The sequence below is a fragment of the Bacteroidia bacterium genome (assembly GCA_039924845.1).
In the GTDB taxonomy this organism is placed as follows: Bacteria; Bacteroidota; Bacteroidia; order DATLTG01; family DATLTG01; genus DATLTG01.
In genome coordinates, this window is sequence record JBDTAC010000088.1 from 1 (window position 1) to 18,100 (window position 18,100).

Consider the following 18,100-nt stretch of genomic DNA (forward strand, 5'->3'; position numbering starts at 1 on the left):
GGCTTCAAAAAATTAATTTTTTGAAGCCGAAAAAATCCACCAAAATATTAAGAGGAATCTCTTTTTTGCTCCCAATTATTTATGTAATTTTGAGGCATCAATTTATTTCTCGGAACATTAACTAAAAAAATAAAATTATGGCTTTCGAATTACCAAAATTACCATATGATTACAAAGCGCTGGAGCCCTATATAGATGCTCGCACCATGGAAGTTCATTACACCAAACACCACAATGGTTATGTGACAAATTTAAACAATGCCATTGCGGGAACAGATGCTGAAAAGCTTAGCTTGGAGGAAATTTGCAAAAATATTTCCAAGTATCCAGTTGCTGTGAGAAACAATGCCGGTGGGCATTTTAACCATTCTTTGTTTTGGACGATCCTTTCGCCGAAAAAAAATGGAGAACCTACGGGAGCATTGGCTGTGGCTATTAATGCAGCTTTTGGCTCGTTCAACGATTTTAAAACACAATTTGCTGCTGCAGCCGCAACCCGTTTCGGCTCTGGCTGGGCGTGGCTTTGCGTATGCGATGGAAAATTATGTATTTGCTCTACTCCCAATCAAGATAATCCTTTGATGGATGTTGTTGAGAAAAAAGGCACGCCTATTTTAGGTTTGGATGTTTGGGAACACGCGTATTATTTGAATTATCAAAATCGTCGTCCAGATTACATTACTGCTTTTTGGAACATTGTAAATTGGGAAGAAGTTTCTGTACGATTTAATCACGCGAAATAATTTCTTAGTATACTTGAAAAAAGAGGCTTCGAAAAATTAATTTTTCGAAGCCTCTTTTTATGCCTTATTTTTCGGCATCAAAAAAATAATTTTTTAAAAAGGCAAATCATCTTCTTGTTGTGCTGCACTCACTACCGAGCTTGCAGATTCATTGTTTGGAGCATTTCCAGAAGCTTTAGAGCCTTCCAATTTCCATGCTTCTAAAGAATTAAAATATTTTAATTCTCCGTCTTTTGCCGTCCATTCTCTTCCGCGCAAATTGAAAAAAACTTTCACATCATCGCCCACATTGTACCCATCCATCAAACTGCATTTATCTTGCGTTAGTTGAAAAGAAATATGTTGCGGATATTGACTCGAATTATCAGTAATGACAAATTCTCTTTTTTTAAATTTTTCGGAAATTTGTTGTTCTTTTCCTTTTACTTTTAAGGTTCCTGTGATGTTAAACATGATTTATTTTTTTAAGATTTATGATTCATTTTCTATTGATAGCAACACATTCCAAGCTTCCGCCACTTTCCCTTCGTCCAATAATTTTTTGGCAGCGGAATGTAAATTTAATTTATTTTTTTCGGTTGTGAGAATTAATTTTTTAAACAATTCCGATTTTTTAAATAGAAAAATTTCTTCTGCAGAAGGAATTTTTTCCACATTCCCCAACTGCCCAAGGTTATTACCAGTAAGCACTTCGCTGTTGCGGATAAATTCAGGGATGGCATCCACGCCAATTCCGATTTTCGACAATGGTTTTTCCACTTCAAACAAGGCATTTCCGGAAGCTCTGCAATACCAGTCGCCACCCATTCTTCCCACTAAATCAATTTTATTCGGATCAATTTTTTGGTTCGCATCCAAAATAGATTCGTTGATGTGTATTAATACAATTTCGCAAATAATTAAATTGGGAGCACCGCCTAAATGCCCCATTTCTTTTACTTCTAACACTTTACACTCCATTTGTACTGGCGATTCTTTTACTCGAAAAGGTCTGACCAATTCCGATGCAATTGGTGTAAAACCAGCTTTTGCAAACTCGTTTACGCCTGTTGCATATTCGGTACTCGACAAAGAAGTTTGATGCACCATATCGTAATTTACCACGTTAATCACCACTTCCGGAACTTTTTTTATGTTTTCGTAGGTGTGTTTTAAGGTGTTTCCACGACCTTTTCGCGCTGGCGAAAAAATAGCAATTGGTGGATTGGCGCCGAATACGTTGAAGAAACTAAAAGGACTTAAATTTGGGTTTCCGTTTTCATCTATCGTACTCGCAAAAGCAATTGGACGGGGCGCAACGGAGCCCACTAAATAGTGTTGAAGTATAGGAATTGGAATTTCAGATGGTGAAATGCGTAACATTTTCTTGAATATTTATATTTCTCGCAAAGATAACCGAAAAATTATTTTTTCGGAAGATATAAAAGCGTGCAAAAAACTGTCTTGAAAAATTATTTTTTCGAGCGGTAAAACTATTAAGGTTTTCCTTGTGCTTTAAAACCAACGAGTATGGAAACGCAACCACTTTGCATTAATCCATCGGCTGCATCTGAGGGAGGAACTGTTACCTCAATGGTAAATTCCTGTGTTGTATTTACATTAAAATCCCAAAAATCGGGATCGTTATTTTGTGTACTATCGAAAATAACATGTTGTGCTTTATCTAATAATTTGAATTGAATAGTTCCTAAAACTTCCTGTGCGCATACCACGATGCGGTATGATTGCCCGGCATAAAAAGTCATTGGCATATCCGCTATTTGCCCCGAAGTCATCGTGGTGGTGTTCATTTGTCCGTTGCTAATAAAAGGCGCAATTTTATATTCGCAATGTTTTTTCACAAAACTTTTGCATTGCGCGAAAGACAAACAAGGCAAGGTGCAAATAAAGGCACTGAAAAAAATAATTTTTCGAACTATTTTTATTTTCATGGACAAGCTTTTAATATTGTTTGATGACATTATTTCGTATCGTTTCCACCTTATCTGCAATGGTTTTCAGCTGTTCATTTGTGATTGTTGTTTTGCTGTTATTTCCGATGGTGGTGATGTTGTGTGCTTTGTCGGTGCTAACAGTTGTTTTGGATTGTGTTGTTTGCAATACGGCAAAATCAGCATTCAATTCTTTTAATTGCACCAATAAATTACGAATGTCTTGATCCTGATTGCTGCTGTTTTGAAGTAAAGAAATTAAGTTTTGCAATGATGATTTTTGTTCCGCAATGCGTACCGCGATATTTTGATTATTGGACGAAACCGCAATTTTAGTGGCAATGTACAAGCCTTCTATCCAACCTCCGGCAATAATCATGGAAGAAGTATTGGGGCGCTGATTATCTTTTAAATAACTGTCTGCCGCCCAATATGCATCGGAAATAATGTGAAGCAAGGAGTCTTTGTTGTCCATATTTGCTTGCACGCGCGAAGTGGTAGATTCTCCAAAAGCCCCGTTAATACCTAATCCCGTGGCGAGTGTATTGGTGCATTTTAAATAAAACATGGATTCCTGTGATTTATCAAAAATGCTGGTGAAACTTAAATCCGTTCCATACACGCCTAAATTCAAGGCTTTCCCGTTAGAGGTAACATATTTGGAAACATTTTCAACCGGATTCAAATAATCTTTGTTATAGGTTGCACCGGCAGATTTTAATAACTGTCCAATTTCAATTGGTGAAGGAATAGAATAAAAAATATTTTTTGGCGCTATTTTTTTAGCAGCAGTATCTTGCGAAGCAGTGGCTGATAAATCATTCGCTTCCGATGATTTATTGGAATGACAAGCAAGCATTCCGAATGATAACAAAACAACAATAACAATGTTTGCTGAAGCAAAACGAGGAGTGAATTTCATAGGTTGAAAAAATTATTTTTTGAAAACGATTTTTCTCCCGAAGGAGGATGAAGCAAATGTATAAAAATATCTGTCAAGATGAATTTAGAATTCTATAAAAAAATAAAAAAAGGAAAGTACGTCCTTTCGGATATACTTTCCTTTGGAGTGGTCTCCAATTTAAGCTTAAAAAGGCATTTTAGAATATGCAATGTCTTTTATGGTTTTGCAATTATTTATTGTTGAACAATAGTGTTACCAGCTAAAGTAACAGCTGCAATTCTTGCTAATAATCGACCATCAACTGTGGCACCTGTTTGCAATGAAATGGATTGATTTGCCATAATGGTTCCTTTAAAAACAGACGTTGTTCCCAAAGTGGCAGAAGTACCTACTTGCCAAAAAATATTAGATGCAACTGCTCCACCACTTAAAATTACTTTCCGACCAGATGATGTTGTCAATGTAGATGCTATTTGTATAATAAATACAGCATTAGCATTACCATTTGCATTAAAAGTTAAATCGCCTGATGATATTTGAAGTGAACCACTTGACTTATAAAGACCTGGTGTAAGAGTCAAGCCACCAATATTACCAGCTAAGAGCACCATATCTGTGCAGGTTCTTCCTGCTGCATTATTATAGGCTGTTGTTAAATCACCTTTTGCTGTTGTCAAATTTGCTGGTGTAGGAACTCCATAATCTGCTGCGTACAACGACCCAGTTACTTGAGATGATGTTGCAGCTGCTGCTCCTGTGGGGTGAACCAAGGAAAATCCAGTAAGGAATGATCCTGCTGCAGGGCTTAAGCCAATATTTCCTGTAATGGCAGAAGTTGGAACATTGGAGACTTTCGATCCGGCCAAGATGACATAATTCCCAGCAGAAGCCAGATTTACAGGAAGCTGTACTGTAGTTTGAGTAGTGATTACGTTTGTATTAATTGTTCCTCCTGTTGGAGCCGGCGAATTGGTATCTTTCTTACATCCAGCAATTAAAACAACCGATATTATTGCAAGGCTTGTAAATAGGTTTTTAGTTTTCATTTTTTTCCTTTTTAGTTATACGCTATTGGCGCTCAGGTGTGAATTGTTTTCACATGGCAAAGATGAGCGGATAAGTATTGATAAGTGTTACAGAGTAAAATGAATTAGTTACATTATTCACACTTTTTCAAATGTGCTTAACTCTCCTTCCGAATATTATATTCTTGACTTTTCTAGTTCTTTATTTTTCAAAATGTTGCTGAGTATTAATAAAAAAGGGTAGAGTTTTAAAACTCTACCTTTTTTTATTGTTTACTTAAATCGGGAAACAAGTGCATTTAAGCCGTCTGTCCCTTTTTGATGATATCAATCACCTCTTCACGCTTTTTGCTCAGTCTATTTCCCATTCTGGTGAGCAATTCATTTTCTTTACCTGGTTCAAACTTTAAGTCTGTATCAGTAAGTTGTGAAAACTTTTTTTTCAGTTGATTAGATTGGTCTGACCAATTTCCGTTAATCTTAAAAGCATCATTACTTTTGTCTTGATTAAAAGTACCATTGCTTTTTTCTTGTTTTGAAGCATCGTTGCTTTTTTCTTGTTTAAAAGCATTGTTGTTTCTGTCTTGTTTAAAAGCATCATTGCTTTTGTCTTGTTTCGAAGCATCATCGCTTCTGTTTTCTTTTGTGCTCATGATTTTATAGTTTAATTTGTAACTGAATTATTACGATACAAAGGTGGCGCTCTATATAGTAAATATCATTACACTTTAACTGAAATGAAATACAGATATCACAGGTTTTCCAAATTTGTTCTACATTTTTGCGTCCTATTTTTTATAAAAGGAATTGGCAGTTTGATCAATGATTCTTTAACTTACTATCTATTTTTTCAATTGAAGCCTTTAATTTATCAAGAGCTTCGTTTAAAGCTTGCTCAATACTATTGGCATAACTGGTAACAGCAATAGGTTGCCTGTTTTCCATTCGGGCTTCCAGCATGCAACGTTTGTCGTTCTGTCCCGTTTTGCTTCCGTTTTCATCTGAAAGATGCACTTCGATGCGGGTGATGTGATCACTGAACCGCTCTAATTCAGCCCTTATTGTAGTATTGATAAATGCAGATATCTTTTGGGTTCCTGCTATGTTTTTGTCTGTATTAAATTGAATAGTCATCTTTTTAATTTTCTTAAGTTTGATTGAATTGTAGTGTTTTGCTTCAAGTTTTTATCGTTTGATAAAACTACTGCTTCGAGAAATGCGCTCTCACAAAAGCCTGCTTTTTATTCTCGGACATTTTATCGGTTGCCTGAACTTCAATTTTAATTTTTTCGAAACGATGATCAGTGCGCAATACATTTAACAACTCCGTTTTCGCATCAGTAGGTCCAAATAGAATCACTTCGTTATAAAGGATAATCACATCTCCCAGTTTTTTATAATAGGCCGCTTGATGTTGCTGCCTTTTATTATGCATCAAAAACTCTCCTTTGCTTAAAGCGAATTCCATATCATCATGGTTAAAGGTGTTGTTGATTATTGCTGTTGGCGAAGATTCGTTATTTAATTCTATCAGATGTGCCTCTGAATGATCCATCCAAATTCCCAGTTTATTTGTTGTTGGCATTACGTTTGTCGATTTATTATTTTGAGTTGGACATCTATTTCCTTAACGGCACAAAAGTGTGTCGTTTATCTGCCCGAACTGTTACACAATTAAAGATAAGAATTACATCATTCACATATTGAAACACGACAGATTTTCCAAATCATCCTTCTGCTTTTGTTTCAATTAATGATCATTTCTCGATTTTAAGTTTAAAGAGTATGATAGGCGGGATATTCACTTGGCAGTATTAGGTGGTGTTTCGTTTTTCGTTTCGGTTTTTACCAGTTTGGAAAAGCTTGTGATAATTTCTGAGAGTATTCCGCGATTGATCAGCGAAGTTGAAATTTTTTCAACGATGACAGAACTTAAATATCCTTTCACACTTTTTCTTCCCAAAACTTTTTCAATAATAAAATTAGTTCCCAAATTCAACCCTACCTTAAGGAGATCGTCTTTCACCTCTTTATCAACAACCATTTCATGTACTGATTTTTTCAGTATTAAAACAGGGTTGAGTGTTTCGGCAAATTCGCTGAATTTAATTTTGAGTTCAGCTTCCTGCTTTAACTTATCTATCCGCAGTTGCGCAATGCGCAAGGATAAATCATCACTACAGTTAATTTTTGAGGATGTCATTTTATTTTTTTCCAAATAATTTTTTAATTAAAAACACACGTATGGGAGTCTCTATCAGCTTTTTTCTGCCAATGACCATTATAAACATGAGTAGAAAATAAAAGCCGGCAACAATTGCGAACCCCTTGCAATTACTGTTGAGTAATACGGAAAGATAAAAACCTGCCCACATACTTATAAAGAAAACAAATAATGTAGCAAATAAGCCAATAATAAGCCCGCTGATAATTACGGAACCAATAATCGATGATTGCTGAGTGGCTTCCAACTTGAGTAACTCCGAATTGGTATTCAGGTAATTCTTCAAGCCTTCAGTAAGCTCTTCGGTTTTATTTTTTTCGGACATTCTAATTATATCTGTTTATACTTCGGACTTAATTGCTTCGGTAATTTCCTCCAGTTTTGATTCGGCAAGCTCTTCAAGTTCTGCTGCTTTGGCACGCAGAATTTCTGCTTCCTCTTTCAATTTTTTTCTTACGTCTTCTGTCAGGTCTTTTGCTCCTGTTAGGATTCTGTTTCGTGTAGTACTGCCTTTATCGGGCGCAAACAAAATTCCAAGCGCACCACCCACTAAGGCTCCCGCAACAAATGCTGCAATCATTTCGATGTTATTTGATTTTTTTGCTTCCATTTTTTGATTTATTAGTTATAAATATAAGTTATTTCTTTGCACTTTTCCAAAAAACAATGCAGCCAGCAGCTATTACTACTATCCCAAGCACGGGCGACCAACTGAAATTATGTGGTTTGTCTCGCGTAATTTCTACATTTCCAATATCAGCCACTTTTTTCTGAGTGAAAATTTGAGTAGAAGTAGTAACGGTTAATCCGATACCAATAATAATAAGGATGATTCCTGTTGCTTTCATAAGTGGATTCAATTTTTTTAATATCAAGCCAATATTGATATTATTTGAGCTTTAGCCGAACACATCAATATTACGGGACAAAGATAGCATTCATGTAATAAATATCATTACACTTTAGCTGTAAAGACTTACATATATCACAGGTTTTTCAATTTTCCTGAGATTAGGTTTTATCTGTGCCTATCGCTACCTGATTTCATCCATTTATCAGCCATTCTCAATAGATTTTCTAATTGGAATGGTTTAACGATATAATCATCGGCGCCAAGTTTTAATGCTGCCTTCCGATCAACCTTTTCGGAATTTGATGTACTAAAAATAAAAGGAATATCGTATGTTCTGGCTGTTTCTAAAAGCAAACGCAAAACCTCATGTCCATCCATTTCACGCATTAAGACATCACATATTATTAAATTGGGAATATGTTCTCTGGCAAGTTCAACTCCCATTTTTCCGTTGCCGGCTATAAGAACCTTGTACCCTTTTAGTTCAAAATATTCGGATAAATTCTCAAGAATATCATTATTGTCTTCAATAAGTAAGATTGTTTTCAATTGCATCATACTCCGTTTGGTTTTACTTTCAACTTGTGTTAAGTGTGTTGATAACGCTTTTTAAGAAAGCACACAAACATTAGAAAAGATATTTCGCCCCTCTCAAAATTTTATTTTATTCTCAAAATTTCTACGAAGTACTGCCATCACTACAACAAACCGCTATTGGAAACTCAAACTTTCATTTAAACAATTTTTTAATTTTTAAAAAGGGTGCATTGAATGTAAAACTCAATGCACCCTTTTTTATTTACAAAGATCTCCGCCCCTGAATAATTCTTAATAAAATCGCTATAATTGCAAGAACTAATAAGATATGAATAATTCCTCCTGCATTATATCCAAGAAATCCAACTGCCCAGCCAATAATTAATATTAAGGCTATAACATAAAGTGCGTTTCCCATAATTTCTTTGTTTTAATATTAAATTGTGATAATAAGTTCTATTTTCTAAAGTCTAAATCCGATGTCTATTTGACCGCTAACGTTTTTATACCTTGGCGAAGAAGATGTTCCATCGCCATTATTGTCCTGAACATCCCAACCTACTCTTCCGCTTAAAACAACAATTCCAATATTTATGTCCAAACCAGCCGCAATGCCAAATATATTTTTCCGTACGTTATTTAGTTCGAATTGCTGTTGTTGTTGGTAGCTCACAGCTGAACTTGTGAATACATCTTTTTGTTTCATGAGATAAGAATATTGAGGACCCACAAGCAAAGTAAGAAACGGACTTGGTTTAAGTGCAAGGAATATAGGGATATCTAAAAATGTACTTGTTCTGGTGAAAGTGTAAGGAAACCCTAATAAATCTCCAGTTGCTTTGAATCCCTTTTGCGTAACCAAAACCTCTGGTTGAACTCCCAAATATGTTCCGATGGGAATTGCTAAAAAAGCTCCACCTGTGAAACCCAATTTAGCATCAGCATTAAAATCCTGTCCTTGGGTGTCATATACATTCGAGTAGCTTCCGCCAACTTTTACACCTATCTGTAATGCATTACGATTATCAGTAGTGTTGTCCTGTGCGTTAACTATAGTTCCCAGCAACAGAAATAATGCGGTAATTTTAATTGTTTTTTTCATTTTTCTTGTTTTTTTAAGGTTAATTATTTTGTATTATTTGTATTACTTTTAGTTAGGTCTTTTAATGCTTGTTGTAGATTATCCATTTCGTGATTAAATCCAAGCTTAAAAGTTTCCCATTTATCATTGTCTTCTTCTTTGTAATTTGCTAATTCATTTTTCATTGCTTGATTTTTGGCTTCCAAATCATCTATCGTTTGTTCGTATCTGGCTTTCTCAGCCTTTTTCATTTTTTTGGAATCTTCCTTTAGTTCTGAAATGATTGAATCATTGGTTGCAATTTTTCGATCTGATTCCAATTTGAACGCGTTATATTCTGTTGTATAATTTGCTTCTGCCTGCTTCAAATTTTTAGAAGCCTGGTTTACATTTGCTTGAGCGGTGTCTACTTTTGCCTCAGCGGTATTTGCCTTTTCAGAAGAGGAGGAACAGCCTGTCATAATCGTTCCTGCAATAAAAGCGGTGAGCGCAAGCGTAAAAATTGTTTTTTTCATATTTGTTTTTTTAAGGATTTAATTGATTTCTTTATTATCATATATGATAAATTTTCATGCAACAAAGATGAGGAAGTAAATAGGGGTGAGTGTTACAGAAGGCTTATTATAAGTTACATCATTCACACATTGTTATTTGCTAATTTTAGTTAGCGGGAAAAACATTGGTACTTCCCTCTGATAATCTTCATAAGCCTTTCCAATAAGCTTACGAAGATCTTTTTCTTCTAAATATTTTACTGCAATGAAAATATAGATGCTTGTTATTATGGCAAACATAAGATGTCCGGAAGTCATGACGGGTGTTACCCAAAATGCGATAAGAAACCCTAACATCATTGGATGTCTAATAATTTTATATAAATAGTTAACTTTAAACGTAGGATTTTGAGTTTGTTTGTTTTTGAGATTATCAAAAACCTGCTTTAACCCAAACATCTCAAAATGACTGATCATAAATGAAGATAAAAAAGCAAGAAGCCATCCCAGAAGAAATACACCTGTTAAAGCGAAAGAGATATTTTCGTTTCCAACCTTCCAAATTACAGTCTTCATTGGTTGCCATTTCCAGTAAATAAATATTAATACCAAACTTGACGACAAAACATAAGTGCTACGTTCTATTGCAGGATTTACAAAAGCGGTAAGCCACTTTTTAAATGCTGGTCTGGCCATTACACTATGTTGTACTGCAAAAAGACTTAATAAGAAAACATTAACTATTATTGATTGTAATAATGTAGTTTCCGCTCCAGAATCGATTGATTTTGGCACAAAAAAGTTCCCGATAAATCCAATTGCATATAAAGTAGCTATAATAAAAAATGAATAGGCAATTATTCCATATAAAAAGAAGATTGATTTTTTCATTCTATTAATACCTCTCAGTTATTTTTTTCTATGAAAAAGTAGTGCATTACTTTTTTAAAACCACGGGACTACTTACAATGGTAAATTCTGTGCACCTGCTTTTTTGACGCTCATCATCAGAACAACTTGGCACAACATTTACATCACAAGAACATGCATTTACTAATTTTGCTTCGCCATATCCTTTACCCGAAATTCGTTTGGGATTTGTAATCCTTTCTTTAATATAATTCTCTGACGCATTTGCTCTTTCATCAGACAATTCTTTGTTATATGCTTCGGTTCCTCGACAATCCGTATATGATTTTAATTCAACTGTCATATTGGGATATTGGTTCAATACTTTAACTATTTTATTTAATTCCGTTTCAGCATCCGGACGGATATTGTATTTATCGAAATCAAAGTAAATGGTACTAAATTTCACTCCTTTTATCTTCCCTAAATCAGTCCTTTCTTGAGGACCTTCTTTTATTGTCTTGTCAATAACTTCTTCTTTTGCAAGGAGTATCACATCAGCTTTTACAAGACTATCCGTACCAAAGGTATTGGCAATGGTATCGCCATCCATATAGGCTGCTTTTTTACCAATTAATTTATAGTTTTGATCAGCATCTGCTAAAAAGCGATATGTTGCATCATTCTCAGTTGTTACGGTATCTATTGTATTTCCTTTATCATCCAGTAATGTCATAAATGTTTTAGCAACAGGATTTCCAGTTTCGTCTTTTGCAGTGCCTACTATCATTTTTCTAAGATCTACTCCTTTTAAAAATTGAACGGAATAAATATCGTCATCTCCTTTTCCTCCAACTCTGTTAGAAGAAAAATATCCTTTCATTTTATCGTCAACAATCATAGCAAAATCATCATACTGCGTATTTAACGGGGCCCCTGCATTATATACAGAATCAATTCCCAAACTATTTTTTTTAGAAATAAATATATCTAAGCCGCCAAGTCCAAAATGCCCATCAGAAGCGAAGAATAAGGTTTTGCTGCTTTCTTCATAAAATGGGAATAACTCATCGCCTTCTGTATTTATCTTATTACCAAGGTTAACAGGAGTTGTCCATATCCCTTTTGCATCTTTTGTTGTTTTATAAATATCTACTCCTCCAAAACCTCCCGGCATATCGCTTGCAAAATACATCGTGTTTCCATCTGCTGATAAACAAGGGTCTCCAACCGAGTATGCATCATTATTATAAGTAAATGGTTCTGGTTTCGACCATTTCCCATCTTTAAAATTACTAAAGCAGATTTGGAGATCTATCACTTTATCTTTTCTTTTATCATGTTTGATGTTTCTAGTAAATGCCATAAAAGTGCCGTCTTTACTAAAACTTGCAGGCCCATCGTGCATTTTACTGTCTAAACTTTTATCGAAAATATGCGGCTTTTCTAATTGACCATTCTTAACATCTGAAACATACATTTTCAAGAATGGTTTCCCATTCAAATTGTATGTTCTTTTAATCCACTTAGGAGTAGCTCTTGTAGATGAAAAAACAATTTTATCTTTATAAAAGCAAGTACCAAAATCTTGGTCATCAGTATTAAAATCAAGATCAAGTAATTTGTATTTACCGTCATCTTTTACTAAATCATTCAACTTGCCTTTGTTTGCTTCATAATCCTTTGCTCGCAAATCAGTTGGTTTTAGTTCATAGAACTTATCCATTTCTTTGTTGGATTCTTCATATTTACCATTGCTTCTCAAAATCATTGCATAATTATAATAATCTTCTGGTAAGACGCCCTGGGAATTGGTTATTAATTTTGAATACACGACTTCTGACTCTACGTTTTTACCAACAGCCCGATAACTTTGAGCCAACTTTCGCTGTCCATCAACAGTTAGGTTTTTTGTGTGTGTATACGCATCAATGGCATCGTTATACGAATAACTAAAAGCATATTTATCTCCTCTTTTTTCTTTGCGCGACTTTTCTTGAGCCTTTGTGTTTATACTAATACTAATTAGCACGATTATTGGAATAATTATTTTTTTCATTTGAGTATGTTTTTATTTTTTTAAAAATATCTAGGAGAATGTATTTGTTTGTCGCTTGGAAATATAAAATCGTATCTCAATACAATTTCATTACTTCCCTGGTTATACCGGGATGTTGCTAATCCAAATGACCAATCGTATGAATAGCCAATATGAAACTGTTCTGTAATATTTACACCAACTAAAGCGCCAAAAGAATCGCCAGTGCGAAACATGGCACCAAGCAATAATTTTTTCATGATAACGAAAGAAGCTGTAAGATCAGCCTGAGCAGGAGCGCCAGCCGTTACTTTCAGAAAAGCTGTTGGTTTAAACCCAAGGTTATCGCTAACTTTAAGCATTGCTCCTGTAATCAGAAAATAAGTTCTTTGCTCGTTTCCTACCAATGTACTTCCATCTGGCTGATTTATTACAGAATAATTATTCTGTAATAAATCAGGTACTGAAATACCTGCATAAAAGCTTTCTCTGTAATAATATGCGCCAAAACCAAAATTAGGTGTAACGTGGCTATTGATATTATTTTGAAATACGACATCATTTTGTTGATCCAGATTCAGGGTATTCAGGTTCGCCTGAAACATATCTGCACCAGCACTTATACCAAGTGCTAATTTGGACACTGCATTCATTTTCATGATGTATGCAAAATCAACTGCAAACGATGTATTATTTATAGGACCTATTTTATCATTCAATACAGACAAGCCTATGCCAAGATGCTCGTTTTGCAAAGGTGCATGTATGGTTAATGTTTGGGTCGTTGGCGCACCACTAAAACCAACCCATTGGTCACGGGCGAGTGCCGTTACGGTCAAAGCCTCTCTGCTTCCAGCATAGGCCGGGTTAATAGCTAAGGTATTATACATATAATGGGTAAACAAAGGAGCTTGTTGTGCACGAACTGTTATATTTCCTAAGGCTAACACCAATACAGGAATTATTTTTTTTAGTGTTTTCATGTGTTTTTATTTTGATGGTTATTTTTTTATTTTATTTTATTTATTGAGATAAATAGTTCCTTTAAAAATGGTTGATCCATCGCCCAAATCAAGTATATAGAAGTATGTTCCAACTGGTAATACATCTCCTCCAACTCTCAATCCTATGGCACATCTGCCATCCCAGTTGTTTTGATAAGGACTCGCTTCAAATACTTTATCTCCCCAACGATTATAAATCTCAAATTTATTTTTAGGATAATATTCAATTCCTCTGATTACAAACAAATCATTTATTCCGTCACCATTAGGAGAGAAGCCCTCAGGAATATTAAAATCGGTTGGAAAAGTTTCGACAGTAGAAGTATTGTTTGAGAGATTTCCGTCTGCTTGATTACCAGAAACAAACACTGTATTAACATAATTTCCCCCTGCAATCACCTTAGCAGTAATTGTTAAGGTATCAGATGTTCCACCTGGTATCGTTCCGATTGTCCATAAGCCAGTTGAAGAACTATAACTTCCAGATGTTGTTGTTGATGAAACATAGGCATATCCACTTTGCAATGCTTCATTAACTACTACTCCTGTTGCATTTCCTAAACTATTATTTGTAACAACAATAGTAAATACGACCGTATGTCCGATAAAAGGGGTTGTAGTACTTACTGTTTTGACAACACTCAAATCAACATTACAGTTGTTTACTACAACTATAGTAGTAGAAGGCGTAGATGTACAACCACCATCTGTTACTGTTAAAGAATAGGTGCCTGCATCTGATAATGCTACTGGATTAATTACTGGATTTTGTAAAGATGATAAATAACCGTTTGAGCCTGTCCATGAATATGTTGCTCCGACTACAGTTGAAGCTGTTAACATAATTGAGTCGCCCGAACAAACAGGAGAGTTACTTCCGGCTATAGCAATTGGTAGCGGATTAACTGTAAGCGATACATTTATTGAAGTATCATTTCCGCAAGCTCCACTAACAATAACATTATAGTTCAATGCAGCATCCAAAACAGTAGCAGGATTAATTGTAAGAGTTGCAGAAGTTGCACCTGAAATATTTCCACCATTTATTAAATTTACAGTTCCTTTTCTCCACTGATAAGTGAGTGCTCCTCCCGTTGCTGTTACAGAGAATGTAATTGAATCTCCTACGCAAGCAATTTTATTATTTGGCTGAGATGTAATAATGGTAGCAGGATTAACTGTAAGCGATACATTTATTGAAGTATCATTTGGCGGTGTTGATCCGCTAACAATAACATTATAGTTCAATGCAGCATCCAAAACAGTAGCAGGATTAATTGTAAGAGTTGCAGAAGTTGCACCTGAAATATTTCCTCCGTTTATTAAATTTACAGTTCCTTTTCTCCATTGATACGTTAAACCTGTTCCTGTTGCAGTAACTGAAAAGCTTATAGAATCACCGGCACATACAATTTGATTAACCGGTTGTGTTGTAATAATAGGAGGAGCAGCAATTACACAAGTACCCACAGGAACCAACACGTGGGTTGAAAAAGTATTTATGGCACCCACAGATGTAAGCACTCTTCCTTCTATTTGAACTCCTGTTTTTAAGGTGATGGCTCCTGTTGAAACAATTGTTCCTTTAAAAACGGAAAAATCATTTATAGTAGCTGCACCACTAATTTTCCAAAATACATTTTTTGCCTGTGCTCCATTTTGTAATACAACAGTTGAATATGTACTGGTAGAAAATGCTCCATTTACCTGGAGAACAAATACAGCAGCAGGATCTCCTTCTGCATTTAAAAAGAGAGTATCTGTAAATGTTACGGCAGAATTCATAACATAAGTATGTGGTGTAAGAACGAGACTATATCCAAAATTGGCAGGATATAACAATTCGATATCACTCGGTAATAAATTCAAATAATTATAAGCAGGCCCGATATCAGTTGCACATGCATTTGTAGAACCATCAGGACTCGAATGAATAGTGCCTGTTACTTTCAAAGGGTCATAACCAAGTGTTGACCCTAAATTAGTTCCTACATCTCCAGTAACAAATGAAGCAAAATCATCTGTAACAGGTCCGTCAGCAGAAAATATTGCATAACATGCTGCTGAAGCAAGATTCGGAGGTATGGGTCCAGTAAGCGTAGGGCTTCCACAACCAATGGGTGTAAAAGCGACAAGGCCTGTATTAACACTGATAGCACCTGTTGTAGAAAGTGCTCTTCCTTCCAGCAAAACACCTGTAGCGATATTAATAGCAGCATTATGAACTATAATATTTCCTCTCATTTTAGTTCCGGTAGCAATATTTACTACGCCTTCTACCAGCCAAAATACATTGCACGCCTTTGCTCCGTTAATTAATTTAACTTCAGAAGCAGGTCCTGTAGAAAAGTCAGATCCTAATTGGAATAAGAAATAAGCATTCGGGTTTCCTCCACCATCTAAAGTAAGTACACCTACAAGTGAAGGAGTAGCAGGTAATGTAATGGAATATATTCCAGGAGATAAAGTTTCTCCTCCCAATAATGGAACATGTGGTGTAGCTGGTCCCTGCGCACTTAGGTTAAGATAAACCGTATTCAAATCAGCAACTGCTGTTGCCGTAACACCATCTCCAGCGCGCATTACGCCATCTACATTTCCAAAACCGGAATTGCCACCTATTTGTGAACCTACATCTCCTGTAATGTGAGAGTTTATTCCCGCACCAGTGTGAGTAATTGCTCCATTTGAGGAAAAAATAACAAACTGACTGACAGTTCCTAAGCTGGGTGCTTGTCCAAAATTTACTTTTGGAAAACACAAAGTCACAGCTGTTATTATTAGTAATAATTTATTTTTCATAATTTAAAATTTTATTTGTGAATTAATTATCACGGAGCAAAAATGCGGCAGAAAGAGGCGCTATGTTTTACATATTAAAAAGATGTTGTTACATCATTCACACATTTCAATTCTTTCATTATCTTATTTATATCAATACCTAAGCCTTTGGAAATTGCCATTCCAAGCTTTGTATCCAAGCGAAAAAAATAACACAATTGCCGGTTGATTATTAATTCCTTTTTTTCTCCGTCAATTCGACTCATGGAATCAACAATGTTTGAAACTAAATTATGTCTGTCGTAATCATTCATAGCATTATTGAATAAGCATCCAGCTTGTGTGTAATGATCATCTTCACCTTTCCCGTTTCTGTCATACCAATCAGCAATAGTATTATCTAAAGTCATTGCGAATTCTTTGTATTTTTTATCAGCATAGATAGTATCAAAACGATTTGGCGAATAATTTGGGGCATCTTCTCCATTGTTGCCCATTGTCATTGCACCATCGCGTTCGTAATTAGCAATCATATAAGGACATTTATTTACTGGAATCTGTTCGTAATTTACTCCCAAACGATAACGATGTGCATCGGGATAAGTAAGTAAGCGCCCTTGTAATAATTTATCGGGAGAGTAACTAATGCCATCTACAATATGTGCAGGTGCAAATGCCGATTGCTCTACTTCGGCAAAATAATTTTTTGGAATTTGATTTAATTCCATTGATCCTACCTCAATCAATGGATATGTTGCATGAGGCCAAACTTTTGTAATGTCAAATGGATTGAAAGAAAGGTTATTCGCTTGCTCGTTTGTCATCACTTGTATTTGTAATTTCCATTTTGGAAAATTCTTTCTGTCAATGGCTTCCACCATATCGCGTTGTGCAAAATCAAGATCTTTACTTTTCATTTCAGCCGCTTCATCATTGGTGAAGTTTTTTATTCCTTGCACTGTTTTAAAATGAAACTTCACCCATATTTTTTCATTGTTTTCATTTATCATTGAGAATGTATGTGAGCCATATCCATTCATGTGTCTATGTCCATAAGGCGTTCCTCTATCACTCATCAAAATCAAAACCTGATGTAAACTTTCTGGATTTAAGCTAAAATAATCCCACATCATAGTTGGATTTTTGCAATTCGTTCGCGGATCTCTCTTTTGAGTATGAATAAAATCGCTAAATTTTTTGGGATCTTTTATAAAAAAAACAGGAGTATTGTTTCCCACTAAATCCCAATTACCATCTTCTGTATAAAACTTTACAGCAAAACCTCTTGGATCTCTTTCGCTATCAGCGCTGCCTTTTTCACCACCCACCATCGAAAAACGAGCGAACACTTTTGTTTGTTTTCCTATTGTATTAAATAGTTTCGCTTTTGTATATTTTGAAATATCATTTGTAACCGTAAATGTGCCAAATACCCCCGTTCCCTTAGCGTGAACAACCCTTTCGGGAATTCGCTCACGGTTGAAGTGAGCCATTTTTTCATGAAGAATATAATCTTGTAAAAGCAATGGACCTCGAACTCCTACACTCATTGTGTTTTCATCTTCGGTATAAGGTCTGCCCGATGCAGTAGTTAATTTTTTGTTTTTCATTTTTAAGTATATAACAGAAAAAAAGC

The 18,100-nt window shown here is 35.2% G+C and carries 22 protein-coding genes; 1 reads left to right on the forward strand and 21 read right to left on the reverse strand.

Annotation, left to right across the window (positions count from 1 at the left end):
• Nucleotides 1–137: 137 nt before the first annotated feature.
• Nucleotides 138–743, forward strand: a complete 606-nt coding sequence (locus tag ABIZ51_10410; GenBank protein MEO7089192.1) for a superoxide dismutase — start codon at nucleotides 138–140, stop codon at nucleotides 741–743.
• 93 nt (nucleotides 744–836) lie between these two features.
• Here the strand turns inward: ABIZ51_10410 and ABIZ51_10415 are convergent, their stop codons facing one another.
• The 21 genes from ABIZ51_10415 to ABIZ51_10515 form a co-directional block, all read right to left on the reverse strand.
• The gene (locus ABIZ51_10415; protein ID MEO7089193.1) at nucleotides 837–1,196 is read right to left on the reverse strand and encodes a DUF3127 domain-containing protein; all 360 of its coding nucleotides are present in this window, start codon (nucleotides 1,194–1,196) and stop codon (nucleotides 837–839) included.
• An 18-nt stretch (nucleotides 1,197–1,214) separates the two neighbouring features.
• A complete protein-coding gene (locus tag ABIZ51_10420; protein MEO7089194.1) occupies nucleotides 1,215–2,105 on the reverse strand; it encodes a flavin reductase family protein in 891 nt (296 codons plus the stop codon).
• Nucleotides 2,106–2,218: 113 nt separating this feature from the next.
• On the reverse strand, nucleotides 2,219–2,674 hold the full coding sequence (locus tag ABIZ51_10425) for a hypothetical protein (GenBank protein MEO7089195.1): 456 nt from the start codon (nucleotides 2,672–2,674) through the stop codon (nucleotides 2,219–2,221).
• Nucleotides 2,675–2,684: 10 nt separating this feature from the next.
• Nucleotides 2,685–3,596, reverse strand: a complete 912-nt coding sequence (locus ABIZ51_10430) for a hypothetical protein (protein MEO7089196.1) — start codon at nucleotides 3,594–3,596, stop codon at nucleotides 2,685–2,687.
• Between the two features lie 215 nt (nucleotides 3,597–3,811).
• Nucleotides 3,812–4,444, reverse strand: a complete 633-nt coding sequence (locus tag ABIZ51_10435; protein MEO7089197.1) for an ice-binding family protein — start codon at nucleotides 4,442–4,444, stop codon at nucleotides 3,812–3,814.
• Nucleotides 4,445–4,902: 458 nt separating this feature from the next.
• The gene (locus ABIZ51_10440) at nucleotides 4,903–5,256 is read right to left on the reverse strand and encodes a hypothetical protein (GenBank protein MEO7089198.1); all 354 of its coding nucleotides are present in this window, start codon (nucleotides 5,254–5,256) and stop codon (nucleotides 4,903–4,905) included.
• Between the two features lie 166 nt (nucleotides 5,257–5,422).
• Nucleotides 5,423–5,737, reverse strand: a complete 315-nt coding sequence (locus ABIZ51_10445) for an HPF/RaiA family ribosome-associated protein (protein MEO7089199.1) — start codon at nucleotides 5,735–5,737, stop codon at nucleotides 5,423–5,425.
• A gap of 67 nt (nucleotides 5,738–5,804) precedes the next feature.
• The gene (locus ABIZ51_10450) at nucleotides 5,805–6,188 is read right to left on the reverse strand and encodes a hypothetical protein (GenBank protein ID MEO7089200.1); all 384 of its coding nucleotides are present in this window, start codon (nucleotides 6,186–6,188) and stop codon (nucleotides 5,805–5,807) included.
• Nucleotides 6,189–6,404: 216 nt separating this feature from the next.
• Nucleotides 6,405–6,821, reverse strand: a complete 417-nt coding sequence (locus ABIZ51_10455; protein MEO7089201.1) for a hypothetical protein — start codon at nucleotides 6,819–6,821, stop codon at nucleotides 6,405–6,407.
• Nucleotides 6,808–7,152 carry a phage holin family protein gene (locus ABIZ51_10460; protein ID MEO7089202.1) on the reverse strand — a complete coding sequence of 115 codons (345 nt, stop codon included), beginning with the start codon at nucleotides 7,150–7,152 and terminating at the stop codon, nucleotides 6,808–6,810. Before ABIZ51_10460 ends, ABIZ51_10455 begins: the two co-directional genes overlap by 14 nt.
• 15 nt (nucleotides 7,153–7,167) lie before the next feature.
• Nucleotides 7,168–7,437, reverse strand: coding sequence for a YtxH domain-containing protein (locus ABIZ51_10465; protein MEO7089203.1), 270 nt, complete (start codon nucleotides 7,435–7,437; stop codon nucleotides 7,168–7,170).
• 28 nt (nucleotides 7,438–7,465) lie between these two features.
• Entirely contained in the window at nucleotides 7,466–7,675 is a 210-nt protein-coding gene (locus ABIZ51_10470) for a hypothetical protein (protein MEO7089204.1), read from the reverse strand.
• A gap of 170 nt (nucleotides 7,676–7,845) precedes the next feature.
• Complete coding sequence (locus ABIZ51_10475; GenBank protein ID MEO7089205.1) at nucleotides 7,846–8,238, reverse strand: response regulator; 393 nt, start codon at nucleotides 8,236–8,238, stop codon at nucleotides 7,846–7,848.
• A 241-nt stretch (nucleotides 8,239–8,479) separates the two neighbouring features.
• Nucleotides 8,480–8,635, reverse strand: coding sequence for a lmo0937 family membrane protein (locus ABIZ51_10480; protein MEO7089206.1), 156 nt, complete (start codon nucleotides 8,633–8,635; stop codon nucleotides 8,480–8,482).
• 45 nt (nucleotides 8,636–8,680) lie between these two features.
• Nucleotides 8,681–9,283 carry a porin family protein gene (locus ABIZ51_10485; protein ID MEO7089207.1) on the reverse strand — a complete coding sequence of 201 codons (603 nt, stop codon included), beginning with the start codon at nucleotides 9,281–9,283 and terminating at the stop codon, nucleotides 8,681–8,683.
• Nucleotides 9,284–9,342: 59 nt separating this feature from the next.
• Complete coding sequence (locus ABIZ51_10490) at nucleotides 9,343–9,813, reverse strand: hypothetical protein (protein MEO7089208.1); 471 nt, start codon at nucleotides 9,811–9,813, stop codon at nucleotides 9,343–9,345.
• 132 nt (nucleotides 9,814–9,945) lie between these two features.
• Nucleotides 9,946–10,683, reverse strand: coding sequence for a methanethiol S-methyltransferase (gene mddA, locus ABIZ51_10495; GenBank protein MEO7089209.1), 738 nt, complete (start codon nucleotides 10,681–10,683; stop codon nucleotides 9,946–9,948).
• A gap of 46 nt (nucleotides 10,684–10,729) precedes the next feature.
• Nucleotides 10,730–12,700 carry an OmpA family protein gene (locus tag ABIZ51_10500; GenBank protein MEO7089210.1) on the reverse strand — a complete coding sequence of 657 codons (1,971 nt, stop codon included), beginning with the start codon at nucleotides 12,698–12,700 and terminating at the stop codon, nucleotides 10,730–10,732.
• 20 nt (nucleotides 12,701–12,720) lie between these two features.
• A complete protein-coding gene (locus tag ABIZ51_10505; GenBank protein MEO7089211.1) occupies nucleotides 12,721–13,662 on the reverse strand; it encodes a type IX secretion system membrane protein PorP/SprF in 942 nt (313 codons plus the stop codon).
• 36 nt (nucleotides 13,663–13,698) lie between these two features.
• The gene (locus ABIZ51_10510; GenBank protein ID MEO7089212.1) at nucleotides 13,699–16,485 is read right to left on the reverse strand and encodes an ice-binding family protein; all 2,787 of its coding nucleotides are present in this window, start codon (nucleotides 16,483–16,485) and stop codon (nucleotides 13,699–13,701) included.
• Between the two features lie 74 nt (nucleotides 16,486–16,559).
• On the reverse strand, nucleotides 16,560–18,074 hold the full coding sequence (locus ABIZ51_10515; protein ID MEO7089213.1) for a catalase: 1,515 nt from the start codon (nucleotides 18,072–18,074) through the stop codon (nucleotides 16,560–16,562).
• Between the last annotated feature and the right edge of the window lie 26 nt (nucleotides 18,075–18,100).